The organism is Pseudomonas sp. MF6396 (assembly GCF_002018915.1).
GTDB lineage: Bacteria > Pseudomonadota > Gammaproteobacteria > Pseudomonadales > Pseudomonadaceae > Aquipseudomonas > Aquipseudomonas palmensis.
In genome coordinates this window covers 39335-63371 of record NZ_MVOK01000007.1, presented here as the reverse complement: position 1 = coordinate 63371, position 24037 = coordinate 39335, and the positions used below count along the sequence as shown (strand labels likewise).

The 24037-nt window shown below is 67.1% G+C and carries 24 protein-coding genes; 13 read left to right on the top strand and 11 right to left on the bottom strand.

Features of this window, described 5'->3' with window-relative positions; all coding sequences use genetic code 11:
• Window positions 1-18: 18 nt before the first annotated feature.
• The 5 genes from pdxR to argC all read right to left on the bottom strand — a co-directional run bounded on the left by pdxR (window position 19) and on the right by argC (window position 7580).
• Window positions 19-1542, bottom strand: a complete 1524-nt coding sequence (gene pdxR / locus MF6396_RS09225) for a MocR-like pyridoxine biosynthesis transcription factor PdxR (protein WP_078480141.1) — start codon at window positions 1540-1542, stop codon at window positions 19-21.
• Window positions 1543-1627: 85 nt separating this feature from the next.
• A complete protein-coding gene (locus tag MF6396_RS09220) occupies window positions 1628-2086 on the bottom strand; it encodes a GNAT family N-acetyltransferase (protein ID WP_054915360.1) in 459 nt (152 codons plus the stop codon).
• A 113-nt stretch (window positions 2087-2199) separates the two neighbouring features.
• Window positions 2200-4563: a DUF262 domain-containing protein gene (locus MF6396_RS09215; protein WP_078480140.1), complete on the bottom strand. Its 2364-nt coding sequence runs from the start codon at window positions 4561-4563 to the stop codon at window positions 2200-2202.
• Window positions 4560-6335, bottom strand: a complete 1776-nt coding sequence (locus MF6396_RS09210) for a DUF262 domain-containing protein (protein ID WP_078480139.1) — start codon at window positions 6333-6335, stop codon at window positions 4560-4562. The genes MF6396_RS09215 and MF6396_RS09210 overlap by 4 nt, the downstream gene beginning before the upstream one ends.
• 321 nt (window positions 6336-6656) lie before the next feature.
• Window positions 6657-7580, bottom strand: coding sequence for an N-acetyl-gamma-glutamyl-phosphate reductase (gene argC, locus MF6396_RS09205; protein WP_078480138.1), 924 nt, complete (start codon window positions 7578-7580; stop codon window positions 6657-6659).
• Between the two features lie 111 nt (window positions 7581-7691).
• Between argC and MF6396_RS09200 the strand changes: the two genes are divergently transcribed.
• From MF6396_RS09200 to MF6396_RS09190, 3 genes are all read left to right on the top strand, one after another.
• Window positions 7692-8576 (top strand): LysR family transcriptional regulator, encoded by an 885-nt coding sequence (locus tag MF6396_RS09200; protein ID WP_043860492.1) that lies wholly within the window; start codon window positions 7692-7694, stop codon window positions 8574-8576.
• Window positions 8577-8650: 74 nt separating this feature from the next.
• On the top strand, window positions 8651-9370 hold the full coding sequence (locus tag MF6396_RS09195) for a GNAT family N-acetyltransferase (RefSeq protein WP_078480137.1): 720 nt from the start codon (window positions 8651-8653) through the stop codon (window positions 9368-9370).
• 177 nt (window positions 9371-9547) lie between these two features.
• Window positions 9548-10399: a CAP domain-containing protein gene (locus tag MF6396_RS09190; RefSeq protein ID WP_043860494.1), complete on the top strand. Its 852-nt coding sequence runs from the start codon at window positions 9548-9550 to the stop codon at window positions 10397-10399.
• A gap of 85 nt (window positions 10400-10484) precedes the next feature.
• Here MF6396_RS09190 and MF6396_RS09185 read toward each other — a convergent pair whose 3' ends face one another.
• From MF6396_RS09185 to MF6396_RS09175, 3 genes are all read right to left on the bottom strand, one after another.
• Complete coding sequence (locus MF6396_RS09185; protein ID WP_058540690.1) at window positions 10485-10952, bottom strand: GNAT family N-acetyltransferase; 468 nt, start codon at window positions 10950-10952, stop codon at window positions 10485-10487.
• Between the two features lie 16 nt (window positions 10953-10968).
• Window positions 10969-11928, bottom strand: coding sequence for a DMT family transporter (locus MF6396_RS09180; RefSeq protein ID WP_078480222.1), 960 nt, complete (start codon window positions 11926-11928; stop codon window positions 10969-10971).
• Window positions 11929-12005: 77 nt separating this feature from the next.
• Window positions 12006-12734, bottom strand: a complete 729-nt coding sequence (locus MF6396_RS09175; RefSeq protein WP_078480136.1) for an AraC family transcriptional regulator — start codon at window positions 12732-12734, stop codon at window positions 12006-12008.
• A 171-nt stretch (window positions 12735-12905) separates the two neighbouring features.
• On the opposite strand from MF6396_RS09175, the gene MF6396_RS09170 reads away from it, so the two are divergent.
• The 5 genes from MF6396_RS09170 to MF6396_RS09150 all read left to right on the top strand — a co-directional run bounded on the left by MF6396_RS09170 (window position 12906) and on the right by MF6396_RS09150 (window position 16287).
• Window positions 12906-14039 carry a GGDEF domain-containing protein gene (locus MF6396_RS09170; RefSeq protein WP_043860497.1) on the top strand — a complete coding sequence of 378 codons (1134 nt, stop codon included), beginning with the start codon at window positions 12906-12908 and terminating at the stop codon, window positions 14037-14039.
• Between the two features lie 75 nt (window positions 14040-14114).
• Window positions 14115-14357 (top strand): hypothetical protein, encoded by a 243-nt coding sequence (locus tag MF6396_RS09165; RefSeq protein WP_078480135.1) that lies wholly within the window; start codon window positions 14115-14117, stop codon window positions 14355-14357.
• 17 nt (window positions 14358-14374) lie between these two features.
• Window positions 14375-15163, top strand: a complete 789-nt coding sequence (gene xth / locus MF6396_RS09160; RefSeq protein ID WP_043860499.1) for an exodeoxyribonuclease III — start codon at window positions 14375-14377, stop codon at window positions 15161-15163.
• Window positions 15160-15885: a DUF72 domain-containing protein gene (locus tag MF6396_RS09155; protein WP_078480134.1), complete on the top strand. Its 726-nt coding sequence runs from the start codon at window positions 15160-15162 to the stop codon at window positions 15883-15885. Before xth ends, MF6396_RS09155 begins: the two co-directional genes overlap by 4 nt.
• Before the next feature lie 72 nt (window positions 15886-15957).
• Window positions 15958-16287 carry a hypothetical protein gene (locus MF6396_RS09150; protein ID WP_043860501.1) on the top strand — a complete coding sequence of 110 codons (330 nt, stop codon included), beginning with the start codon at window positions 15958-15960 and terminating at the stop codon, window positions 16285-16287.
• Here the strand turns inward: MF6396_RS09150 and MF6396_RS09145 are convergent.
• Complete coding sequence (locus tag MF6396_RS09145) at window positions 16284-16586, bottom strand: DUF7693 family protein (RefSeq protein ID WP_043860502.1); 303 nt, start codon at window positions 16584-16586, stop codon at window positions 16284-16286. The two genes, MF6396_RS09150 and MF6396_RS09145, sit on opposite strands and share 4 nt — an antisense overlap.
• 113 nt (window positions 16587-16699) lie before the next feature.
• On the opposite strand from MF6396_RS09145, the gene MF6396_RS09140 reads away from it, so the two are divergent.
• Window positions 16700-17170, top strand: coding sequence for a hypothetical protein (locus MF6396_RS09140; protein WP_054915351.1), 471 nt, complete (start codon window positions 16700-16702; stop codon window positions 17168-17170).
• Window positions 17167-17646, top strand: a complete 480-nt coding sequence (locus MF6396_RS09135; RefSeq protein WP_078480133.1) for an HIT family protein — start codon at window positions 17167-17169, stop codon at window positions 17644-17646. The genes MF6396_RS09140 and MF6396_RS09135 overlap by 4 nt, the downstream gene beginning before the upstream one ends.
• A gap of 161 nt (window positions 17647-17807) precedes the next feature.
• On the opposite strand, the gene MF6396_RS09130 is transcribed toward MF6396_RS09135, so the two are convergent.
• Complete coding sequence (locus MF6396_RS09130; protein ID WP_078480132.1) at window positions 17808-18284, bottom strand: hypothetical protein; 477 nt, start codon at window positions 18282-18284, stop codon at window positions 17808-17810.
• A 27-nt stretch (window positions 18285-18311) separates the two neighbouring features.
• Window positions 18312-19439, bottom strand: coding sequence for a GlxA family transcriptional regulator (locus tag MF6396_RS09125; RefSeq protein ID WP_238596423.1), 1128 nt, complete (start codon window positions 19437-19439; stop codon window positions 18312-18314).
• Between the two features lie 46 nt (window positions 19440-19485).
• Here MF6396_RS09125 and MF6396_RS09120 point away from each other — a divergent pair, with 46 nt between their 5' ends.
• From MF6396_RS09120 to MF6396_RS09110, 3 genes are all read left to right on the top strand, one after another.
• Window positions 19486-20475: an ABC transporter substrate-binding protein gene (locus MF6396_RS09120; RefSeq protein ID WP_078480130.1), complete on the top strand. Its 990-nt coding sequence runs from the start codon at window positions 19486-19488 to the stop codon at window positions 20473-20475.
• A gap of 66 nt (window positions 20476-20541) precedes the next feature.
• The gene (locus MF6396_RS09115) at window positions 20542-21660 is read left to right on the top strand and encodes an aryl-sulfate sulfotransferase (protein WP_043860506.1); all 1119 of its coding nucleotides are present in this window, start codon (window positions 20542-20544) and stop codon (window positions 21658-21660) included.
• 81 nt (window positions 21661-21741) lie between these two features.
• Window positions 21742-24030: a TonB-dependent receptor gene (locus MF6396_RS09110; protein WP_078480129.1), complete on the top strand. Its 2289-nt coding sequence runs from the start codon at window positions 21742-21744 to the stop codon at window positions 24028-24030.
• Window positions 24031-24037 lie beyond the last annotated feature (7 nt).

Genomic DNA, 24037 nt, shown 5'->3' with positions numbered 1-24037 from the left:
GCGCCAGGGGTGGCCCGATCAGTCCACCTCGCTGGCCTGCGCCAGACCGCTGCGCACGCCGGGGCGCAGGGCCTTGGCCAGGCGTGCCACGGCACTGCCGATCTGGTGCGGGGTGAGCGCTGCGAAGCCCAGCAGCCAGCCGCCCTGTGCCGGCGGCGTGGCGTACAGGCGGCTGAGGCCGGGCAGGTGGATGCCCGCCCGCGCGGCCTGGCGGATCGTCTCGGCCTCGCTCCAGCCATGCTCCAGGCGGCACAGCATCTGCAGGCCGCCCGGTGGCAGCTGCGCGCTGGCGATGCCGCCCAGGTGCTGGTGCAGGGCCTGGGCCATGGCCTCGCGGCGCACGGCATACAGCGTGCGCATGGCGCGAATGTGCGCGGCGAAATGGCCGTCTTCGATAAACCGCGCCAGGGTCAACTGGGCCAGCTGCGGGGTGTGCCCGTCGAGCATGCTGCGCGCGTGGCTCATGGGCGCGACCAGGGCCGGCGGCAGCACCATGAAACCCATGCGCAGGCCGGGGTACAGCGACTTGGCGAAGGTGCCCAGGTAGATCGTGCGCTGCGCGTTGTCCAGGCCCTGCACGCAGGCGGTGGGCAGGCCGTCGTAGTGGAACTGGCTGTCGTAGTCGTCCTCGATGATCCAGCCGTTGCGCTCGGCGGCCCAGGCAATCAGGTCCAGGCGGCGCTCCAGGGCCAGGGTGACGCCGGTGGGGTACTGGTGCGACGGGGTGACGTAGACGGTGTTGGCGCCGCTGCGGTCGGCACGCAGCAGGTCGGTGCGCAGGCCGTGCTCATCCACGGCCACGGGCACCACCTGCAGCTGGGCCATCTCGAAGGCCTTGCGCGCGCCAAAGTAACCCGGGTCTTCGAGCAGGATCGGCCCGCCGGGGTCGGCCAGCACCTGCGCGCACAGGTACAGCGCCTGGCGCGCGCTGCTCAGCACCAGCACCTGGTCGGCGTGCACCCTGGCGCCGCGTTCCAGGTTCAGGTAGCGGGCGATGGCCTGGCGCAGCGGCGCGGCACCCAGCGGGTCGCCATGCAGCAGCACCTGGGCGCGGTAGTCCTTCTGGGCCTGGCGTTGCAGGCGGTCCCAGGTGTCGATGGGGAAGTTGCGCGTCTCGGGCAGGCCGGTGGCGAAGGCCTTGACCTGCTGCTGGTCGCTGACCCCGCCGCTGGCCAGGATCGCCGCGCCACGGGCGCTGAGGCCGACGGTGGCAGGCGCGTGCTGCGGCGCGCTGGTGCGCGGGGGGCGTGCACCCAGCAGACGCGGCCCCAGGTGCTCGGCCACATAGCTGCCCGAGCCTGGGCGGCGGCAGATGCAGCCCTCCAGCTGCAGTTGCACATAGGCCATCTCCACGGTGTCGCGAGACAGTCCCAGGGAACTGGCCAGGGTGCGGGTGGCGGGCAGGCGGCAACCCGGCGGCAGTTCGCCGGCAAGAATGAGTTCGCGCAGGGCGCGCTGTACCCGCACGCGCAGCTCCAGCGGGGCCAGCTCGGCGGCGGCCAGGCGGATCTTCAGGGTGTCGAGTTGAAAACTGTGGGCCATGACGTCTGTGCAGTGAAGAAGGGCAGGCCGGCATGCTGACCTGCCAGGGCCCGGCTGTCCATGCCTGCCCTTGAACGGGGGAAGGTTACAGCGCGATCTGGTAGAGGATCGTGCCGGGGTTGACGGCCACACGGTTGTACAGCTGCTGGGCGCGATGGTTGGTCTGGTGGGTGTGCCAGTACAGGCGTGTGCACTGCTGCTGGTCGGCGGCGGCCTTGACCCAGGCGATCAGGTGCTCGCCGGTACCCTGGCCGCGCATCTGCGGGGCGACGTAGAGGTCTTCGAGGTAGCAGTAGTGGGTGGTCGACCAGGTAGAGCGGTGGATGACCCAGGTGACCATGCCGACCAGCTCGCCGTCGTACTCGGCCACTGCGGCGAACACGGGCTCGTCGGGGTCCAGAAAGCGCTTGAAGGTGGTGGCGTTGACGGCTTCGCCCAGGTCGACCTGGTAGAAGTCCTGATAGGCCAGCCAGAGCGGCAGCCAGGCCTCGAAGTCGGTGGGCTGGATGGGGCGGATGGCGAGTGATGCGGTACTGCTGGTCATCGCTGATGGTCCTCGTTGATGGCAAGGCTGCATGCCTCGCGACCTGCCCAAGCATAGGGGCAGGGCGCGGGCATCAACCGACCACTTGGAGGGCGGCGGGCAGTCCGCGTGCCTCAGGCCGCCAACACGCCGGCCAGCGCGACCAGCCGCTGTTCGACCGTGTCGCGGGGGCAGTGGCTCTGCAGGTAGCCGGCCTCGACGACAAAGTCGAAGTCCTGCTGCAGGGCATGGGCCAGGGCGTCGCGCCCGAGCAGTTCATCGACATCGATCTGCAGCAGGAAGCCATGCGGCGTGGAGGTGACATAGAGATGGGTGTGCACCTGCGGGCTGGGCCAGTGCAGCAGGTAGAAGTAGGGTTCGTCGGCACTGCCGGAAACCGGCACGTAGCCTTCGACCGACAGCGGTGCCAGTTGCGCCAGCCGCTGCGGGGTTTGCAGCCGTTGATGCAGGGCGAAGCTGAACAGCTCGGCATGGCTGCCACTCATGCGTTCCCTGGCCAGCAGGTACACCTGGTCGCGTTCGAAGCGCAGTTGGCGCAACGCGCAGTACCCGAGGGCCGAGGGGGTCTGGATCAGCACCTGGCGCCACGGCTCCCGCACCCGGGCCTGGTCGATGATGCGTTGCAACTGGGCCGGCAGCGGGCGGGTTTCGTCCAGTCGGTTCCAGAGGCAGAACAGCGTCACGCGCATGCCGTCTTCATTGGCCAGCAGGCGTTTCCAGGTGCCAGGGCCCGTGAGACCGTCGCCAAGGAACGAATGGTTGTAGCCGCGTTTGAGCAGGTAATCACCTTCGCTCAACAGCGCGCGCTCCCAGAGGAAGTCGTCGATTGCGCGTAGCCCGTGGTCGTCGAACATCTGCTCGGCCAGCGCAAGGCTGCTGGCAAAATGTTCCTGCCAGGTGGCGTGCGCGTGGCTTTGCAGCGCCCAGGCGGCGCTGCTGTGGTCGAGCAGAAAATCGATCTGGCCCTGGAAGTAGCCGTGCTGCTCGGCGTGTTCTAGCAGCGGCCGCCATTGGCTGTCGGCGACGATCAGTTTCGCCTTGGTGATTTCCTCGCGCACCTGGGTACCGCGAAAGCCGCTGACGGGCCTGTCGACGCTGGCAAAGTGCGCGAGGATGTCCAGCGCCTGCTCAAGCATTTCGCCGAGCCCGCTGACGCTGCGCTTTACATCGTCCGGCCCGTCGTAGCTGGCATTGACCGACAGGTTGACCACCAGTCGCATCCACTCGCCGAACGCCTGCGGTTGGCTGCTGCCATGGCGGCGCAGGAACATCGCATAGCCGCAGAACTGCACCAGGCGGGTGTAGTTCAGTGGCTGGTCGCTGATGGCGTGGTTGAAGAAGGCGACCTCGTCGAAGTAGTGCGCCGTGGGCAACTGGGTGGCGAAACTGTCGGGCCCCTCGCTCCAGGCTTCGAGCAGCAGCATCAGGGTTTCGGAAAACGCCTCATCGAGCCAGCCGTTGTCCTCGTATACCTGGTAGCTCAGGCGCTGCTGGCGGTTGCGCAGCTTGAGCAGGTCGGCTTCGTAGCCCGGCGCCTCGGGCGCGCGGGTGGCCGCGGCGACCATCTGCAACAGGTTCATCACCGCCTGGTCGAACAGGCGCATGGTCGCGGGGGCCGTGGCGTCATTGCGGGCGTTGCTGAAGTTCCAGAAAAAATCCGCCCAACGCGTGTCCATGCGCCAGGCGAAGAAGGTCGCGGTGCTGACCGGCTTGCCGTGCATCTGCCGGGTGTGACCGTCGAACTGGGTGTGCAGGTGCCGTTCATAGCGCGCCTTGAACGTCTCGAAGGCGGTCAGCGGCATGCCGCGGGCGTTCATCTTGATGTACAGGTCGTCGGCCAGGCCGAAGTCGTCCAGGTCGAGGATCTGGAAGCTGATCACCGGCCGCTGCACATCGATCAGGCGGGCAAAACGGGCGGTGGCGGCGTTGTGAAAGCGCTCGTGCATGGCCTGCAGCATGGTCAGGCATGACTGGATGGTGGGGTCCAGGCGCCAGTGGCGAAAGTACCAGAGCTGGTCGGTGAGGTGCTCGATCAGCGAGTCGTCGGCACCCAGCGCGGGCGAGGGCGCATGCTGGCTGAGGGCGTCGAAGAACTCGCTGCTGCTGGGCCTGACGCTGTAGGCGAATCGGGCGCTGCCGTTGGCGTTGCAGAACAGCTGGGTGAAGGCTGCCAGCTCACCGTCGCGTTGCGCCAGGTACCAGTGCAGCAGAAACAGCGTGGTCAGGCGCTGCTGGCCGTCGAGCGGGACGAACTGGCGCTGGGGGTTCAGCGTGCCGTAGACGAAGTCCAGGTTCAGCGGCAGGCTCGGGTCGTCGGGCGGCAGTGCCAGGGCGCGCGCCAGGGCACCGAGGAATTCGCTGCGCACCTCTTCGGTATCGGCCCTGCCCTGGGCGTAGTCGCGCTGGATCAGCGGGATGCGGGTGCCGGCGTAGCGCTCGAACAGCTGGCCGAAGATGATCTGGCTGTTGGCGCTCATGCGTGCTGCTCCTGCGGGTCGGCGAAGAAGGCTATCAGGGTGTGCAAGAGCGCAAGCGCGTAGCCCTTGCGGTCCTGTTCGCCCCAGAACAGCAGGTGCTTGACGTCAGGGCTGTAGCATTTGAGGAACAGGTTGCGCGTGCACAGCGGCACGAACACGCCGCCCTGGTCCAGGGCCAGCAGGCGCTCGCGCTTGACCGCGAAGATCGCGTTCTTGTAGCTGCGGTTGGTCTTCTGGTCGAGCAGCGTGAGGTTGCCGATGCTGTCGTCGACCTCCTGGTTTTCGCCGAACGCCTCCAGCACTGCCTGGTGGAGCGCGTTGAAAGCCTCATCGTCTGCACCCTTGGGGTCGCCAATGAATGCCTCCAGGGCCTCGCGCAGGGGCCGGGTTTCGGTCTTGTCCGGCAGGTGCGACAGGCAGCGCTGCAGCCATTGCTGTTTTTCCTCGGCGCCGTTGAAGCGGTGGGCGGTGACCGAGCGCACATGTTCGATGTCCCAGCGCTCCTTCTTGAAGCTGTCGAACTGGAAGCGCACGTTCGATTGCGGGTTCTGCAGCAGGCTGGCGAGGTTGAACAGCAGCAGGGTCGCGCGAATGGCCGATCTGTCCCGCTGTGAGTAGTCCAGGCCGGCGAGGAATGGCGAGAGCGCATCGGTAATGGCGTCGCGGGTAGCCGGCTGGGGCAGGGGCGAGCCGGTCAGTTGCATGAACACGCGCTGGCGCAGGCGCTGTTCGAACTGGCTCTTGGGCAGGCCTTGCGACAGTGCGAACAGCTCGGTCACGGCGACACCCTGCTGCACCAGAAAACCGATGATGTGGTAGAGCCGGCGGTCCTCGAACCATTCCTCCAGCAGCATGCAGGTGTTCTTGACCTGCTGCCATAGCGTTTGCGCCGAGGCGTCGGGGGCAGCCAGCCGGCGACTGTAGTGATGGAACACGGAGTAGCGCTGTCGGGCTGGCGCGCTTGCGCCTTCCAGCCGGGCTACCAGCTGGAACAGGAAGCCGATGCGGTTCTGCCCGGTGCTTGGCTGCTCGTTCAGGAAGTACCAGAGCGCGTCGTTCTGCAGGGCCTTTTCGAGTTGATCCCATTCGTGGGCGATGCGCAGTTGCTGGGGCGTTTCGCCCGAGGCGTCGTCGGCGTTGCGCTTGAGAAACAGCGCACGGATCAGCTCGTCGTCGGTCAGGGGGATCTTGCCGATGTTCAGGCGCGTGAAGGCGTCCACCGGGTTCTCGCTGGCGGCCAGCTCGTACCAGATGACCTTGGTGCGGTTGAGCAGGGTGGACTTGAAGTCGTCGACTTCGTTGTCGTGCTGATCGAACCAGTGCTCGATGCTGTGCATGGCCTGGTACAGGTGGAAGAAATCGACATTGCCGCGGGCCTGCTCGGCCGAGGGCTCAAGCAGAAAATCCGGCAGGTGCGGGCGGGTTTCGTAGCTGAGTTCGAACACCGGTGCGCGGTGTCTTTCGGTGAGCCGCTGGTTGAAGAAACGCAGAATCAGCAGCAGCGTGGTGAGGCGCTGCTGGCCGTCGACCACTTCATACTGGCCATTGTCGCGGGCCTTTAGCACCAGCGGCTGCAGGCAGTAGAAGTCGTCGTTCTGCGGGTTCTTGCGGTAGGCGAACTCGAGGATGTCTTCCAGCAGTTGTTGCACCTGCTCGGGTTTCCAGCGGTAGCCGCGCTGGTAGGCGGGGATCCAGAAGCGATTGACCGGGCTTTGCCTGTCCTCCCTGATCAGCTGGTGGACGGGCTTGGGCCGAAAATCGGGTGAGGTCATTGCAATGGTCCTTATTGCCGAGGGTGCGCAACAGCCGAGCGATGGCAGAGTGCCTTGGTGGGGCGAGGTTGGCAACGGAGTGGGCAGAAAAACCGCGTGGGCAGGTTTTGCTGGCGCTGCGCACCAGATCGCGGGGCAAGGCCCGCTCCTACGGCCTGGCGGCCCGAAACAGATCATTGAGCCATGCATAATCCGCTTCTGCCCGCAGGGCGTGGGAGCGGGCTTGACCCGCGAATCGAGCGCGAAGCGGTCGCAGGGCCTACATGCACAATGCAGGCTTTTGCTGCGAGGCCACCGCGCCAATCGCCAGGGAAGTGCCCTTCACTCACCCCCCATCATCAGGTCCAGATTCTGCACCGCCGCCCCCGCCGCGCCCTTGCCCAGGTTGTCGAACACCGCCGCCAACAGCACCTGCTCGCCATTCTCGAACACCATCAGGCGCAGGTCGTCGGTGCCGTTCATCACCTGCGGGTCCAGGTACGTCAGCGCCTTGGCCTGCTGCAACGAAAGCACCTCGACGTGCTGCAATTGCGCATAGTGCTCGGCCAGGCACGCCTGCAAGCGCTCCCCGGTAACACCCGGCGCCAGCAGCCGCAGTTGCACCGGGATGGTCAGCACGATGCCCTGGCGGAACGCACCATAGGCCGGCATGAACATCGGCCGCTGGCCCAGCCCGCTGTACTGCTGGATCTCCGGCACGTGCTTGTGCGCAAGCCCCAGCCCATACGCCTGGTATGCCGGCGCCCCGGCCGCATCCGGCCCCTCGTACAGCTCGACACCGGCACGCCCGGTGCCCGAGTAGCCCGACACGGCATGCAGGCTGGCAGGGTAGTCCTGCGGCAACAGGCCGGCATCGATCAACGGCTTGAGCAGGCCGATGGCCCCGGTCGGGTAGCACCCGGGGTTGCTCACCCGCTTGGCTGATGCAATGCGCTCGGCCTGCTGCGGGCTCATCTGGGCGAAACCATAGACCCACTCCGGGTGGGTACGGTGCGCGGAGCTGGCGTCGATCACCCGCACCGCCGGGTTGCGGATGCTGGCCACCGCCTCGCGCGCGGCATCGTCGGGCAGGCACAGCATGGCGATGTCGCAGGCGTTGATCGCCACGGCGCGGTGCTGCGGGCTCTTTCTGTGTTCGGCGGGCAGGGTCAGCAACTGCAGGTCGGTTCGGCCCTGCAGGCGCTGGTGGATCTGCAACCCGGTGGTGCCCTGGTCGCCATCGATGAATACAACGGGTGTGGCCATGAGTGTGCTCGCACGTGAAAAAGGTCAGGGCTTATCTTCGATGCGCGGTTAAGATAGGAAAAGTTGAATTTGGCAAAGGTCAGGTTCAGTTTTACTGAAGAGGCAACATCCATGCGTGAAATCAGCCTGGACCGTTTGCGTACCCTGGTGGCGATTGCCGACCTGGGGTCGTTCGCCGAAGCCGCGCGGGTGCTCAACCTGGCGCCGCCCACGGTCAGCCTGCATGTCGCCGAGCTTGAAGCACGGGTGGGCGGCACCCTGCTTTCGCGCACCCGCGGCAACGTGCAGCCCACGGCCATCGGCGAAACCCTGGTGGAGCGCGCCCGCCGCCTGCTGGCCGACGCGCAGCAGGCACTGGACGACGTGCAGCGCCAGGTGCTGGGCCTGGCCGGGCGCGTGCGATTGGGGGCGTCCACCGGGGCGATTGCGCAACTGATGCCCCAGGCGCTGGAAACCCTGGGCCATGCACACCCCGGCATCGATGTGCAGGTGGCGGTGCTGACCTCGCGCGAAACGCTCAACAAGCTCGCCGAGGGCTCGCTGGACATCGGCCTGGTGGCCCTGCCGCAAAGCCCGGTGAAGGGGCTGAGCATCGAGCCCTGGCGGCGCGACCCGGTCATGGCGTACCTGCCGGCACGCTGGGACTGCCCGGCGCAGGTCACGCCCGAGTGGCTGGCGACCCAGCCGCTGATTCTCAACGACAGCAGCACCGGGCTGTCACGCCTGACCTCGGAGTGGTTCAACGCGGCCGGCCAGCAGCCGGCGCCGCGCATCCAGCTCAACTACAACGATGCGATCAAGAGCCTGGTGGCTGCCGGCTACGGCGCCACCCTGCTGCCCAACGAAGGCTCCACGCCGCTGGCCGATGCGCGCATCGTGATGCGCCCGTTGCAGCCGCTGCTGTGGCGCCAGCTGGGCATCGCGCACCGCAGCGGCGAGGTGGAGCGTGCCACCGGCCATGTGCTGCAGGTGCTGTGGGGCTTGAGCGCGGGGTAGGGCGGGGCCGCGCAGACCTGTAGAATCCCCGCCAGGACCGCAAAGGTCACCCTGTTTCCGGAGCCAGACGCCGCATGCCTGTCATCACCCTGCTGCAAACACCCCCCGACGAACCGATCAAGGGCCAGATCCTGCAGATGGTGGTCGACTACCTGACCGACATCAGCAGCGTGGCCCTGCCGCCGAGCAACCCGCTGTACAGCCTCTACCAGTACGGCATCGGCTATGAAGTGCACCTGTACCTGGAGGCCCTGAGTGGCGCGCGCGGCATCCCGGTGGAGCTGCTGGTGGCCACCGACGAGCAGGACCCCTCGCAGCTGCTGGGGTTCGTGCTGTACCTGCCGGTGCAGGACGACCCCCAGGCCTGTGCGGTGGCGTACATGGCGGTACTGGCCGGGCATCGGCGCCAGGGCATCGCCCGGGCCCTGCTGGGGCAGGTGCGCGAGCGCTACCCGCACGTGGAGCTGGCCTGCGCCGTGGGCAAGGTGGCGTATTTCGAGGCGATGGGCTTTCAGGTGCTGGGGGCACGCGGGCCGCAGGTATTGATGAACACCCGCGATCACGCCACCGAGGGGCTGCTGGCGGTGCTCGACGTGGCGCCGATCTACCGCACCCTTGAGGTCCAGCAGATTCACGCCTACCTGCTCAAGCAGCACGGCAAGCGGACCATGGTGGACGCCGAAAAGCAGCGCGACCGTCATCTGGATCAACTCACCCGCCAGGCCAGGGCATTCGTGCAGCAGCGCCTTGGCGACACGGGCGCGCAAGCCGCTGCCAGCCTGCGGCTGGTGTGAGGGTAGGGGCGTCAACCGGTGGATTTGTGCGCAGGGCAAGGAACGCCGGCCGGCACTGCGCATCCAAGCTCGATAGCGGCGCACAGGCAGGTATTGATAATGCGTCGCATCCCGTGGTGCTACGAAAGCAACACAAAATCCCGCATCATGGGCGCAGTTTGTTCAAGGGAGAGTTACATGCACGACTTATCATCCAGGCTGCGTCTGGGCGCGTTGGCGCTGGGCATGCTTGTCACCACGCTGGCGGTGGCGAGCGACGAGACGCAACTGGTCGAGTCGATCAATGGCTATCGCAGCCAGTCGCAACGTTGTGCCGAGCAGGTGTCGCTGGAGCTGCCGCCGCTGGCCAGCGACCCGCGCCTGGTGCTCCCGGCCAACGGTGTCGGTGACTTGCAACAGGCGCTGGTGAAGGCCTCGTACCCGATGGTCAGCGTGCAGGCCATCAGCCTGTCGGGGCCGCGCGATGCAGCGGCAGCGATGAAGGCGATTCAGGAGAGCTTCTGCAAGGTGGTGCTCGACCCGCAGTTCGTCGATGTGGGCGTGAGCCGCGAAGGGCGTGACTGGCGCATCGTGCTGGCGCGCCCACTGCTCAGTGCCAAGCTGGCGGAGTCGCAGGTGGAGGGGCAGAAGCTGCTCGACGCGATCAACAGTGCGCGGGCCCAGCCGCGCCAGTGCGGCGCCCAGGCCTATGCGGCCAGCGCGCCGCTGGCCTGGAATACCACCCTGGCAGAGGCCTCACAGGGCCATACGCGGGCCATGGCCAACGGCAATTTCTTCGACCACCGCGACCGTGACGGGCGCATGCCGGGCGACCGCGCCGAGTTGCAGGGCTACAGCTATCAGCTGATCGGGGAAAACATCGCCGCCGGGCAGGACAACGTGCGCAAGGTGGTTGATGGCTGGCTGGCCAGCGCCGGGCATTGCGCCAACCTGATGAACCCGCAGTTCAAGGAGCTGGGCGCGGCTTATGCGGTGGACCCCAAGAGCGATGCGGGGATCTACTGGACGGCGATGTTCGGGACGAAGTGACAGCATCGCGGGTCAAGCCCGCTCCCACAAGGCACACCGCCATCCTTGTGGGAGCGGGCTTGACCCGCGAGAGGCCGGCGCCGACCTACACCAGTACCTTGGTCATGGGCACACACGCCAGGTCGATGCCCCGGGGAGAGTGATAGAGCGCTGTCGCTTCGCCCACATAACCACACTGTCGATAGAAGGCTGCTGCGTTCAGCGTGGCGTCCAGGTTCACCTGCGCCAGCCCCAGGTTGCGCGCCAGCGCTTCAAGAAACGCCAGCATCTGTTTGCCCAGGCCTTGCTGCATGTACCCCGGCAACACGAAGATCGCCCCGATTTCACGGGCATTCACATCCAGCATGCCGGTTGCCACCGGCTCACCTTCGATGCACCCCATGTAGAAGTGACTGGCCATAAGGCTGGCGTAGCCATCCTCGGCCGTGCCCGCCGTCCAGGCCAGCATCTGTTCTGCCGGGTAGGCCCCGATGCAGTGATGACGGACTGCTTCCCGACGTATGTCGTAGGCCACCTGGGCATCGGCGCTGGTAGCGGGTCTGATGGTGAGCATTTCACAGTCCATTGGTTCAGGAGGAGGTTGCGGTGGCACTGGCAGTATCGCTGCGGTGGCAGTTCAGGCACCAGACCACGCCACCGACCAGCAGCGCAATAGCAACCAGCTCCAGCGCACCGGGCAGCCGCTGTTCCCACAAAAAGCCGAACAGCAGCGCCGCCAGGGTTTCCACCACCAGCACCTGGCCGCTGAGCGCCAGCGGCAGCAGCCGGCTGGCCTGGTTCCAGAAGGCGCCGCCGACCACCGACGATAGCAGCGCCACGCCCGCGGCCACCAGCACGAAGTGAACCCAGGTTGCCGCGCCATGGGCCGCCACTTCAGGGCCCAGCACCGGAATCGCCAGCACCAGCGCCTGTGCGCCGGTCATCAGGCCCGTGAGCAAGGCCCAGTCGTGGGAGGACACGCCGCCGACCAGGGCCAGCCGACGGGCATTGGCCACCGCGTACCAGCTCCAGCTCACCAGCGCGCCCACGGCGCACAGCAGGCCGGCTATCACCTGGCCGCTGCTGGTGCGGGTGTCGGCGCCGCTGTGCAACGCATCGAGGCTGATCAGGGCCACGCCGGCCATCGCCAGCGTCAGCGAGGGGATCAGCCGCCGCACAGGCACCGCGTTGGCGTCATGGCGCCCCGCCAGGGTCACCAGCACCGGGATCAGACCGACGATCAACGAGGTGGTGGCGATGCCGACCAGTTGCACGCCGCTGCCCACCAGCGAGTAGTACACCAGGTTGCCCACCAGGCTCAGCCAGAACAGCGAGACCCAGTCGGCACGGGTGAGCTGCGCGCATACCCGGTGCAGGCGCGGCATCAGCAGCACCAGCGAAAACAGCCCGTAACACAGGAACCGCAGTACCGCGAACTGCACCCCGCTCAACCCTGGGGTGAGTTCGGGGCCCAGGAAGATCACGCCCCAGCACACCCCGGCCGCCACGCCGTAGCCAAGCCCCTTTACCAACGAACGATCAGCGAACATCGCACCACCCCTGCCGTGAAAGGTGCCCAGCATGCGGGTTTTGCCAGTGGTGGTATTGGCGCCGACTGCGGGTTTTTTTACCCAGGCTGTTTCTGGCGCCTGCGGTAGGCGGCGGGGGTGATGCCGCCCACCCGCTGCATGGCGCGGGTGAGGGCGGCCTGGTCGCTGAAGCCGCTGCGCAGGGCAATCTCGGCAATCGGCAGGTGGCTGTCGCCCAGCCAGCGCTGGGCCTGCTCGATCCGTACGCGGGTCAGCCAGCCCTGCGGGGTGCAGTCATGCAGCTCGCGAAAGCGCTGATGCAGCTGGCTGAGGCTCATGCCCGCGACATGGGCCATGCGTTCGTTGCTCCAGGCGGCGGCTGGTTGGGCGTGTACCTGGGCAATCAGGCGGTTGAGGCCGGGGTTCGGCTGCACCGGCAGGGCGGCCAGCGACGCCAGCAGCAAGGGCGCCAGGTGCGTTGCAGTGGCCGCCAGCTGGTCACGGCCGATGAGCTCGGCATATTCGATCAGGCGCCGGGTGGCGGGCGGGATGGCGACGTAGGTGCGTTGCGCCAGCGCCGTGAACGGCTGGCCGTGCAGTGCATCGGGGGCACAGTCGAGCACCAGGAAGCGACTGCCGGGCTGCGCCAGCTGCGCGTGCTGCGAACCGGGTCGCACCAGCGCCGCCAGGGCATTGTCGATGCTGCCGCCGCGGCCATCCACGTCGATTTCCATGCGCCCGCAGATGGGCAGCACCAGTTGCGTGAAGTCATGCTGGTGATGAGCGCTTTCAGCCTGATAGCTGCGAATATCGAGGTTCAAGACCAATGGTGCACTCCTGGCGTCAGACGTCGGCATGGCCGCCGTGCGCACAGGCTATCCTCGACCCTCTGAACATTCAATCGCACGTGCGCGCCCCAGCCGACAGCCGGCTGTTCGAGATGATCGCACAGTGCCACAATGCGGCTTACCAGCGCTTCACCATAGCGGGCATAGCCAATGGATCATCCCTTTTCGCACCCTGATGCCACTGTGGCGCAACTGGCCCGTACCGACCGTTTGCAGTTGCTGTTCCGTCAGTCGCTGACCGCGGTATACGGCAGCTTTCTTGGCGCAGTGATGCTGTGCTGGCTGTGCTGGGACTACATCGAACACAACGTCGCGTTGAGCTGGATCGGCGTGCTGAGCGTGGCGACCCTGTCGCGCATCGTGCTGTTCACCGCTTACTACCGCAGCCCCGAGACCAGCCATACCCCATCGCGCTGGGAACGCAGATACTGGGTCACCCTGGTGTTCAGTGCCGGCGTGTGGGGCCTGGGGGCGCTGGCGGTGATGCCGCACGACAGCCTGCTGGCCCAGGCGATCGTGCTGTTGTTCGCCGTGGGCATGTCGGGCAGCGCGGTGTCCTGCTATTACGCCTACCGCTCGATGACCCTGGCCGCCATCGGCCTGGTGCTGCTGCCCTGCACGCTGTGGCTGCTGTTTCAGCCCTCGCAGCTGCAGACCGGCATGGCCCTGGCGGTGCTGGTGTTTTCCTCGTTCATGCTGCGCGCCACCGGCAAGCTCTGCGCGGCGCTGGAGAAGGCGTTATGCCTGACCCACGAGATGGAACGCGCGCACCACATCGCCAGCAGCGCGGCGCAAACCGATGAGCTGACCGGCCTGAAGAACCGCCGGGCGTTCTTCGAACATGCCCAGCAGTTGTACTCCCACAGCCAGCGCGAGCAGCGCCCGCTGTGCGCACTGATGCTGGACATCGACCACTTCAAGCGCATCAACGACACCTACGGTCATCAGGTCGGCGACGAGGTGCTGCGCCAGATCGGCGGGGTGATCAAGGCTTCGTTCCGCGACACCGACGTGTACGGTCGGCTGGGCGGCGAGGAGTTCGCGGTGCTGCTCGCCGACACCCCGATGGACACGGCGCTGGGCATCGCCGAACAGTTGGCGCAAGCCATCGCCCAATTGCAGTTCGTGCACCACAGCGACGGCCGCCAGGGCATGACGGCCAGCTTCGGCGTGGCGGTGGCCAGTGCGGCGCACAGCGACCTGCACACCTTGCTCAACAGCGCCGACCAGGCGATGTACCGTGCCAAGGCCCAGGGGCGCAATCAGGTGGTGGCGGCCGACTGACCGCCTGTGCACTGCAACTGAACGTTCGGCCACGTCCGGCACTCACTAGAGCTGAGTGACCCAGAGGACAATGCCATGTCGGTTGACCGCAATATGCCTGAACTCAAAGCCTGGTATGCCGTGCTGGACGATCAGAGTTACCGGCTGGAGTCGCCGGATGCCTACCACCAGGCCCTGGTCAGCCTGGCCCAGGCGCTGCTGGACGACGGTGCCATCGAATGGGACGACTGGCTGGCGCTCAAGGCCATGGCCGATGAGGCGAACACGCACGCCATCGAAGCGGCCGTGGAGGCCAAGGTCGACGACCCGGATACCTGATCGCCAGGGAGGTGCGGATGAAAACGCTGAAGATCGCCACATTCAACATCAACGGCCTGCGGGCGCGGCTGCCCAACCTGCTGGCCTGGCTGGAGCGGGAACAGCCCGACATCGCCTGCCTGCAGGAGCTCAAGGCGGTAGACAGCGCGTTCCCTGTGGCTGACTTCGAAGCCCTCGGCTATGGCTGCCTGCACCATGGCCAGGCGTCGTGGAACGGTGTGGCGATTCTGGCCCGTGACGCGCAACCGCTGGAGGTGCGCCGCGGCTTGCCGGGAAGCGAGGACGATACGCAAAGCCGGTATCTGGAAGCGGCGGTGCTGGGCATTCAGGTCGGCTGCCTGTACCTGCCCAATGGCAACCCGCAACCGGGGCCCAAGTTCGACTACAAGCTGGCCTGGTTCGAACGCCTGATCGCCCACGCCCAGGGCCTGGTGAACAGCGAGCACCCGGTGCTGCTGGCCGGCGACTTCAATGTGGTGCCCACCGACCTGGATATCTACAACCCGCGCTCCTGGCTCAAGGACGCGCTGCTGCAGCCCGAAAGCCGCGAATGCTACCAGCGCCTGCTGGCCCAGGGCTGGACGGACGCTATCCGCCACCTGTACCCGGACGAGCGGGTGTACACCTTCTGGGACTATTTTCGCCAGCACTGGCAGAAGAACTCGGGGCTGCGCATCGACCACCTGCTGCTCAACCCGCCGCTGGCCAGGCGCCTGAAAAACGCCGGGGTCGACGCCTGGGTGCGCAACGAAGCGCATGCCAGCGACCATGCACCCACCTGGATCGAACTCAAGGCCGCTCGATGAGCCCCTTGTTACGCATCGGCTGTGCCGGCTGGAGCCTGCCGCGCGCGTACTGGCCGGCGTTCGCCGAGCAGGGCACGTACCTGCAGCGTTATGCGTCGCGCCTGCCGGCCGTGGAAATCAACAGCTCGTTCTACCGCCCGCACCAGCCCGCCACCTATGCGCGCTGGGCTCAGGCGGTACCGCCAGGCTTCGTGTTCTCGGTCAAGGTGCCCAAGCAGATCACCCATGTGCAACGCCTGCATGACTGCGCCGGGTTGCTGGATGCGTTTGTGCAGCAGTGCATGCAGCTGGGCGAGCGCCTGGGATGCCTGCTGGTGCAGACCCCGCCATCGCTGGCCTGCGAGCCGCAGGTGGCGCAGGCGTTCTTCGGTGCACTGCGTGAGCGCTACGCCGGCGCCGTGGCGTTCGAGCCGCGCCATGCCTCCTGGGCCGACGCCGGGGCGCTGCTCGAACGCTGGCGCATTGCCCAGGTGGGGGCCGACCCCAGCCCCATCGGTGCCGTGCAGCCAGGTGGCTGGGCCGGCTTGCGCTATTGGCGCCTGCACGGCTCGCCACGCCTCTATCACAGCGCCTATGGGCACGAACGCCTGGCACTGCTGGCCCAGGACATACGCCAGGCCCTGGAGGCCGGCGTGGAGTGCTGGTGCATCTTCGACAACACCGCCAGCGGCGCTGCGGTAGGCGATGCACTGGGCCTGCTGCAACTGCTGGAGGACACATAAGGCAATTTGCTGGCCCCGGCGCCTTTTCATCCTTGGCAAACTCGCCGCCTTTCAACGGGTTAGGATGACTTCATGCGAGGTTTCGTGATGACCGTGGCCGTGTGCGCACTGGCCACCTTCTCGCTGGCGACGCACGCCAAGGCGCTGAACAAGAATGACCGCTTCGTGTGCAGCTGGGGTTCGGAGATTGCCGCCGGCGCGCAGCAGTCCAAGCTGTCCGGGGTCACGCTGTATGCCGCGCGCAAGCGCCTGCAATCACGCAAGTTCCCCAAGCCGTGGATGCGCATGACGGCCATGGGCATTACCGAACAGACCTACAACAGCCGCTCGCGGCTCAAGCCGCCAGCCATCAAGCAGACCTACTACGAACAGTGCGCGCGCCATGCCATGGCGCAGCGCTAGGCGCCGAGCAGGCGCTCGATCCGGGCCAGTTCCCAGGTGCTGAGCAGGTAGACCGGGTCGGTGCCGTAGCGCAGGCCAGGCTCGTACACCCGGCCATCCGGGCTCTGGCAACGCTGGCAGTGGTGCAGGTGGCCGTGTTCGACATCCAGGCTCAACTGCCAGCCGTCGATCTGCACCTGCATCACGCCACTGGCCGGTTGCGCCTGCAGGCACTGCAGGCTGGCCAGCCCCAGGGCGGCGTCACGTAGCTGCTGGCACACCTCGCGGGCGGTGAGGGTGTGGTCAGTGGGCGCGTTCATCCATACCTCCCGGAAAAAAGCGTCACTTTATGCGGTGGCGCGGGCGATGTCTTCGCCTGCCTGAGTCGCGCTATAGTCGCCGGCTTGTCGAAGCCCAATGAACGAGGTGTGGTGTGAGAGTGCTGATCGTGCTGTTGCTGGGCCTGATGCCCATCGTTGCCCAGGCGCTTGAGGTGGGCGAGCGCGTGGCCCCGTGGACCCTGCTCGACCAGTTCGAGCAGCCGTATACCCTCAACGACGACACTGCCCTGGTGCTGGTGGCGCGCAGCATGGAGGGTGGCAAGCTGGTCAAGGCGGTGCTGGAGGGGCAGCCCAAGGGCTACCTGGAGGCGCGCAAGGGTGTGTTTGTCGCCGACGTGCAGCGCATGCCGGCGCTGATCGCCAAGCTGTTCGCCATCCCGGCCATGCGCGACTACAGCTACCGCGTGCTGCTGGACCGCGAGGGGCGGGTGGCCTCGCGTTACCCGGGCGCCGAGGGCACGGTGCTGTTGCTGCAACTGGAGCACGGGCGCGTGACGGCCAAGCAGGAATTGGCCGATGCACAGGCACTGCGCGAGGCGCTGGCCGAGGTGAAGGCGCGTTGAAGATCCCCGCTGAGTTCATCGTTCACGAAACCGCACACTGGGTACTCAACCACCATCTGTCTTCGGCGTTGCCGGGTTATCTGATGCTGGGGTCGCGCCAGCCGGTCGATTCACTGGCGGAACTGCCCGACGCGGCGCTGGCCGAGATGGGCGGGCTGATGGCCAGGACGCAGGCGGTGATGGAGCGCCAGTTGCAGCCCAAGTGGCTGTACATCAGCCGGTACGGGCATATGCCGGGGTACCCGATTCACTTTCACTTCATCCCGGTGTACGACTGGGTGGAGGCGCTGTTCTGGAAGGATGAGCGCTATCGGCTGCTGCAGACCTATGCCGGGGCCGGCTGCCAGTCGCTCACCGATGGCGCGGAGCTGACCCTGTTCGTGTGGCGCGAGTTCGGTGAGCGCGAAGACCCGCCAGCGGTGCAGGGGCGCTCGGTAGGTGAAGCCATTGAATGTGTGCGTGAGGCGTTGCGATGAGGGACCTATGGTTGGAAGGGGCACTACCCGTGTGATTTGAGCCATGCGAGCGCTTTGCGCTCGATCGCGGGCCAAGCCCGCTCCCACAGAAGCAGCGCAAACCTGTGGGAGCGGGCTTGACCCGCGATCGGGTGCGCAGCACCAGCAGGCAACTACGCCCCTCACTTCACCGGATGCGCCGCCACCGCCACCTTCAACGCCTCGGTCACCAGCTCGATCAGCACCGGCCTGGAACTGGCCTGCATGGCCTTGCCGATGTCTGGCTGCTTGCTCATCACCTTGTCGGCATACTTGGATTCGCGACCTTCGCTGGCCAGTGACGCCAGCTCCTTCGCCGAAAACGACTGGCTGTAGGCCTCGACCAGGTGCTGGTCCCACTGCGGCTGGTACTTGGGCAGCAGCCCCTTGATGGCCGCCGTCACGCTCTTTTCCGCTTGCTGGCTGCCGACCTGCGCAGTCAGCAGGCCGTAGGTGTTGGTGCGCATGGCCGCCGACAGCGCAATCGGCCCCAGGTTGGCCCCGGCCTGGCTCTTGACCACGAACTCGCGCGCCGCCTCTGCGGCCGGTGCCTTGGCATAGGCGGTGCCACCCAGTCCGCTCAACGCCAGCAGGGCAAGCAGGGTATACAGAACTTTCATGATCACTCCGTTCTCGACAATCCGAATCTACTGCGCCAGATGCTCCAGCGCGATGCCCGGCCGCTCCACATGGCGGTAGCCGGTCTGGCCGGCCACCGGCACGGGCACGCCCGGTTGCGGGGCCCTGGCCTGGGTACGATAACCCAGCGGGCTGGTGCCCAGCTCTTTCTGAAACACCCGGCGCATGCGTTCTTCGCGGCCGAAGCCGACGGTTTCGGCAATGCGCTTGATCGGCTCGCGGGTGGTCTCCAGCAGGCGGCACGCCGCTTCAAGGCGCAATGTTTCCACCGCCTGGGCCGGCGTGTCACCCGTGGCCGCCACATAGGCCCGGGCAAAATGCCGCGGGCTCATGCCGAACTGCTCGGCCAGGCGCTCCACCCGCAGGTCGCCATCCAGGTTGGCGGCGATCCAGGCATGCAGCCGGGCCAGGCGCACATCCGGTGCGGTGCGCAGCGCGTTGGACTGTGCCTGCAACGAGGCACTGAGCTGCGGTTGCCCGGCCGAGCGCCACAGAAACACCGTGAAGTAGCGTGCCAGCGCCAGGGCCGCGTGGGGGCCCAGGTCCTGCTCCACCAGTGCCAGCGCCAGGTCGATGCCCGCCGTGGCGCCGCCGCAGGTCCACAGGTTGGCGTCGTTCAGGTACAGCGCGTCGGGCTGGCACTGCACGCTGGGGTAGCGCGCCTGCAACTCGTCATTGAACTTCCAGTGGGTCACCACCCGACGGCCATCGAGCAGGCCCGCAGCCGCCAGCGCGAAGGTGCCGGTGCCCACCGAGCACAGCCGGCGAATCTGCCCATGGCGCCGGCGCAGCCAGTCGCACGCGCGCGGGTCTGCTTCCAGTGCGGCCACCCCAGGGCCGCCGGCCACGATCAGGGTGTCGATGTCGCGCAGCTCCAGGTCCAGCTGCGCCAGTGAACGGGTCATCACCTCGATGCCCGACACCGTGCTGATCAGGCCGCCCTCGGGCGAGGCCAGTACCAGGCGATAGGGCGGGTGCTGTGCGAACGCGCCGGCCAGCAGGCGCGGCACGGCGCCGAACACCTCCAGCGGGCCGGCCGCATTGAGCAGCAACGCATCGTCGAAACCCAGCACCACCACCGTGCGGGGCGCGGGTGGCGTGGCAGCAAAGGAGGGGTGTTTGGCATGGAGTTGCACGGGGGGCCTCGACATACTGGGTTCAACACGAAACAAGGGGACGACAATGCCGTTATTCGCTGCTGCTGCCAAGCACCTGCACGCCCGCCGCACCACCTTGCGCGCCGTGGCGCTGTGCGCCGGCATGGTGCTGGCCCAGGCCGTCAGCGCCGCACCTGCCGCGCTGCGGGTCGGCGACCAGAGCGGGCTGGTACAAACCCTGCTGCAGGCCGCCGGGGAGGCCCAGACTCCTACCTTGCCCCTGAGCTGGCACCCGTTCCCGGCCGGCCCGGCCTTGCTCGAGGCGCTGAGTGCCGGGGCGGTGGATGTGGGGGTGGTGGGCAATGCGCCGCCGGTGTTTGCCCAGGCCGGCGGTTTCGACATCCGTATCATCGGCGTGGCCGACGGCGCCCAGAACAACAATGCGCTGCTGCTGCCACAAGGCTCGACGGTGCAACAGGTGGTCGACCTCAAGGGCCGGCGCGTGGCGGTGGCCAAAGGCTCCAGCGGCCACTACCTGCTGCTGGCCGCGCTGCGCCAGGCCGGGCTGAGCCCCCGGGAGGTGAAGATCGCCTATGCCAGCCCCATCGATGCGCAAAACGCCTTTGCCAGTGGCCACCTGGACGCCTGGGCGGTGTGGTACCCCTTTGTCGGGCAGGCCACCGCCCACGGCGCCCGGGTGCTGGTGGACGGCTCGGCCTGGCCCGAGACCGGCCTTAACTTCACGGTCGCCAGCGGCCAGGCCCTGGCCGACCCGCAGCGTGCTCGACAGCTGGGCGAGCTGATGGTGCGCCTGGCCAGGGCGCAGGCCTGGGCCACCGCCCACCCGGATGCCTGGGCCCAGGCGCTGGCAGGCAGCACGCGCCTGCCCCTTGAGCTGGTGCGCGAGATGCTGGCGCACCAGCACCTGCGCTATGTGCCCATCGACCCTTCGATCATCGCCTTGCAGCAACGCCTGGCCGATGCCTTCGCCGCCGAGCGCCTGATCCCCAAACCGTTGCAGGTTGAACAGGTATTCGATAGCCGTTTCAACAGTTTGCTGCCACAACCTGACTAAACACTTCAACTCGACCTGCCATGCCGACCTGCCGTCGGCAGGGCACCACTCACCCGGAGAAACCTCATGACTGCCCTGCACACCCCGACCCTCAAACGCCACAGGACCGGCCTGGTTGCCGTGGACCACGCCCGCAGCGCCGGGGGTTATACCCTGTTCGCACCGCAGACCGCCGACGGCAACGTGTTCCTGATCGACCTGGACGGCGAAGTGGTACACCGCTGGAAGCTGCCCCAGCGCCCCGGTCGCGACGCGGTGATACTGCCCAACGGCAACCTGGGCTACAACGGCAACCACCCCGACTCCCCCGAGCTGTTCCCCGGCTGGTCGGTATGGCACGGCGGCGCCTTCAGTGAAGTCACCGCGCAAGGCGAGGTGGTGTGGCAGCACACCGATCTGCTGCACCACCACGATGCCCAGTGGCTGGACAACGGCCACCTGCTGTACACCACGGTCGAGCCCCTGAGCCCCGAGCTGGCCAGCCGCGTGGTGGGCGGTATTCCCGGCAGCGAGGCGGCGGGCGGGGTGATCTATGCCGACGTGGTCAAGGAGGTGGATCGCCAGGGCCAGGTGGTGTGGGAGTGGCGCAGCTGGGAGCACCTGCGCCCCGAGGACTACCCGCTGCACGACACCTTCGAGCGCTACCACTGGCCCATGACCAATGCGGTGACCCCGGGTCGCGATGGCAAGGTGATCCTCAGCTTGCGCAGCGTGTCGTCGGTGATCGCCGTGCAGCGCGGCAGCGGCGAGGTGCTGTGGCGTCTGGGCCACGATCTGGTGGCGCAGCAGCATTGCCCGAGCGAGCTGGAGAACGGCCGCATCCTGGTGTTCGATAACGGTATTTCGCGGCCCCACGTGTCGATGCCGCACTCGCGCATCCTGGAGATCGACCCGCTGACCCGGCGCATCGAATGGCAGTACGCCGATACCCCCGGCTACGCCTTCTTCACCCCGTTCATGGGCGGTGCACAGCGTCTGCACAACGGCAACACGCTGATCACCGAGGCCAACTTCGGCCGCCTGTTCGAAGTGACGCCGGCCGGCGAGGTGGTGTGGGAGTACATCAACCCGCATTTTGCCGCCTACCCCGATGCGGCCTCGCGCCGCTACCTGCCGGGCGAGAACAACGCGATCTTCCGCGCGCACCGTTACCAGCGCGACGACATTCCCTGGCTGAAAGCCTGAACACAGCGCACCAGCACCCACCCTCACGCTCACGCACACCACGCGCAGCGAGGTACCGCCATACCCCCAAAGGAATCGATGATGAAGCTGCCTTATCCACGCCCCCTGTGCCTGGCCGCACTGGGCCTGCTGTCACTGCCTGCGTCAGCCACTGAGCCGGCCCCCACCGACGCCCCGACCCTTGCCCCGGTGACGGTCGAGGCGCGCCGGCGCAGCGAAGAGGCGCAGCACGTGCCCACCCCCATGAGCGTGCTGGGCGCCCAGGCCCTGGAGGCCCAGCGCCTGTATCGCCTGCAGGACCTGCAACAGGCCATGCCCAGCGTCAACGTGGCGTTCATGAACCCGCGCCAGTCGAGCCTGTCGATTCGCGGGCTGGGCAACAACCCGGCCAGTGACGGCCTGGAGGGCAGCGCCGGGATCTACCTCGACAACGTCTACCTGGGCCGCCCCGGCATGGCCGTGTTCGACCTGCTGGACATCGAGCAGATCGCCTTGCTGCGCGGCCCGCAAGGCACCCTGTTCGGCAAGAACACCACGGCCGGGGTGCTCAACATCGCCACCCGCCAGCCCACCTTCACCCCGCAGGGCAACGTGTCGACGTCGCTGGGCGAGGACGGCTACCGGCAGGTGCAGGGCGGTGTGTCGGGGCCGTTGACCGACACGCTGGCCGGGCGGGTGGCGGCCTACCGCACCGACGAGAACGGCTACGTGGAGAACCAATTCGACGGCGACACCCTGGGCGGCGGCCGACGCCAGGGCTTTCGCGGGCAGTTGCTGTTCAGGCCGCAGGAAGACTTCAGCCTGCGCTGGATTGGCGACTACAACGAGGAGCACTCCAGCGCCGGCACGCGCTCGCTGTTCAGCACCGGGCCGACCATCAACGGGGTCAACCGCTATGAACAGCGGGCCCAGGCGGTGGGCGCGACGCTGGTCGACGGGCGCAGGGTCAACCTCGATGCCGACCAGCGTGTCACGGTGTTCCAGGGCGGCACCTCGCTGGAGGCGAACTGGGGGCTGGCCGATGGCTTCACGCTGACGTCGATCAGCGCCTACCGCTGGTGGGACTTCACCCCGCGCAACGACGACGAACTGAACGTGGACGTGATGCACAACGTAGGCCAGTCGGCCCGCGACAAGCAGTATTCGCAAGAGCTGCGCCTGGCCTCGCCGCTGGGTGAGCGGTTCGATTACGTGGTGGGCGGCTATTACTTTCGCCAGCAGATGCAGAACCGCGTGTTCACCGAGTACGGGCCGCTGGCCGACACCTGGAACGGCACCCCGCAGGGCGCATTGAACGATGTGAACAGCGTGGGCCACGGCAGCATCGACACCGACAGTTTCGCCACCTTTGCCCAGGGCACCTGGCACCTGACCCCGCGCCTGGACCTGAGCCTGGGCCTGCGCGGTACCTACGAGCGCAAGCAGGCCAGGGTGACGCGCGATGCCCCGGTGGGCGGCGCGAGCGTGACGGGTGCGGCGGCAGCGGTAAGGCAGGGGCGTGTGGGCGCCTATGATTCGGGCGACCTGAGCCTCTACAGCTTCAGCCCGTCGGCGCTGGCCAGCCTGGCCTGGCGGGTTAACGACCAGGTACTGGCGTATGGCTCGTTGTCCCACGGGGAGAAGTCCGGCGGGGTCAACCTCAGCGTGGCCAGCGCCCCGGTGGCCGGCGCCGACTCGCTGCTGATCGGTAGCGAACGGGCCAACGACGCCGAACTGGGCATCAAGACCACGCTGCTGGATCAGCGCCTGCAACTCAATGCCAACCTGTTCTGGACGATTGTGCACGGCTACCAGACCAACGCCTACGACGACGCCAACCTCACCAGCTACCTGACCAACGCCGGCAGCGTGCGCAGCCGTGGCCTTGAGCTGGACAGTACCTGGCGGGTGAGCCGTGGCCTGACCCTGAGCCTGAACGGCTCGTGGAACGATGTGCGCTACCTGTCCTACGACAACGCCCCATGCCCGGCGGAGGTGGCCTTGCGCCCCGGCGCCCCGGCCGCCTGCGACCTCAGCGGGCATAACGTGGTGGGCGCGGCCAAATGGATTGCCAACACCAGCGCCAGCTACCAGTGGGACCTGGACAACGGCCTGCAACCCTACGTGAACGGCAACTACGCCTGGCGCTCGCAGGCGGTGGGCACGGTGGACGATTCGCGCCTGGCGCAGTTGCCGGGGTATGCGCTGGTCAACCTGTCGGCGGGGGTGCGCGGCGACTGGGGCCAGGGCCAGTGGGACGTGTCGCTGTGGCTGAAGAACGCCTTCGACAAGACCTACTACACCACCCTGTGGAACTCGCCCAACGGCGCCTACACCGGGGTGCTGGGTACGCCGCGCACCCTGGGCATGAGTGCACGCTACGACTTCTGAGGCGTGG

Coding starts and splice junctions, on each gene's coding strand:
- pdxR (WP_078480141.1), bottom strand. CDS start 1,542: ATGGCCCACAGTTTTCAACTCGACACCCTGAAGATCCGCCTGGCCGCC.
- MF6396_RS09220 (WP_054915360.1), bottom strand. CDS start 2,086: ATGACCAGCAGTACCGCATCACTCGCCATCCGCCCCATCCAGCCCACC.
- MF6396_RS09215 (WP_078480140.1), bottom strand. CDS start 4,563: ATGAGCGCCAACAGCCAGATCATCTTCGGCCAGCTGTTCGAGCGCTAC.
- MF6396_RS09210 (WP_078480139.1), bottom strand. CDS start 6,335: ATGACCTCACCCGATTTTCGGCCCAAGCCCGTCCACCAGCTGATCAGG.
- argC (WP_078480138.1), bottom strand. CDS start 7,580: ATGGCCACACCCGTTGTATTCATCGATGGCGACCAGGGCACCACCGGG.
- MF6396_RS09200 (WP_043860492.1), top strand. CDS start 7,692: ATGCGTGAAATCAGCCTGGACCGTTTGCGTACCCTGGTGGCGATTGCC.
- MF6396_RS09195 (WP_078480137.1), top strand. CDS start 8,651: ATGCCTGTCATCACCCTGCTGCAAACACCCCCCGACGAACCGATCAAG.
- MF6396_RS09190 (WP_043860494.1), top strand. CDS start 9,548: ATGCACGACTTATCATCCAGGCTGCGTCTGGGCGCGTTGGCGCTGGGC.
- MF6396_RS09185 (WP_058540690.1), bottom strand. CDS start 10,952: ATGCTCACCATCAGACCCGCTACCAGCGCCGATGCCCAGGTGGCCTAC.
- MF6396_RS09180 (WP_078480222.1), bottom strand. CDS start 11,928: ATGTTCGCTGATCGTTCGTTGGTAAAGGGGCTTGGCTACGGCGTGGCG.
- MF6396_RS09170 (WP_043860497.1), top strand. CDS start 12,906: ATGGATCATCCCTTTTCGCACCCTGATGCCACTGTGGCGCAACTGGCC.
- MF6396_RS09165 (WP_078480135.1), top strand. CDS start 14,115: ATGTCGGTTGACCGCAATATGCCTGAACTCAAAGCCTGGTATGCCGTG.
- xth (WP_043860499.1), top strand. CDS start 14,375: ATGAAAACGCTGAAGATCGCCACATTCAACATCAACGGCCTGCGGGCG.
- MF6396_RS09155 (WP_078480134.1), top strand. CDS start 15,160: ATGAGCCCCTTGTTACGCATCGGCTGTGCCGGCTGGAGCCTGCCGCGC.
- MF6396_RS09150 (WP_043860501.1), top strand. CDS start 15,958: ATGCGAGGTTTCGTGATGACCGTGGCCGTGTGCGCACTGGCCACCTTC.
- MF6396_RS09145 (WP_043860502.1), bottom strand. CDS start 16,586: ATGAACGCGCCCACTGACCACACCCTCACCGCCCGCGAGGTGTGCCAG.
- MF6396_RS09130 (WP_078480132.1), bottom strand. CDS start 18,284: ATGAAAGTTCTGTATACCCTGCTTGCCCTGCTGGCGTTGAGCGGACTG.
- MF6396_RS09120 (WP_078480130.1), top strand. CDS start 19,486: ATGCCGTTATTCGCTGCTGCTGCCAAGCACCTGCACGCCCGCCGCACC.
- MF6396_RS09115 (WP_043860506.1), top strand. CDS start 20,542: ATGACTGCCCTGCACACCCCGACCCTCAAACGCCACAGGACCGGCCTG.
- MF6396_RS09110 (WP_078480129.1), top strand. CDS start 21,742: ATGAAGCTGCCTTATCCACGCCCCCTGTGCCTGGCCGCACTGGGCCTG.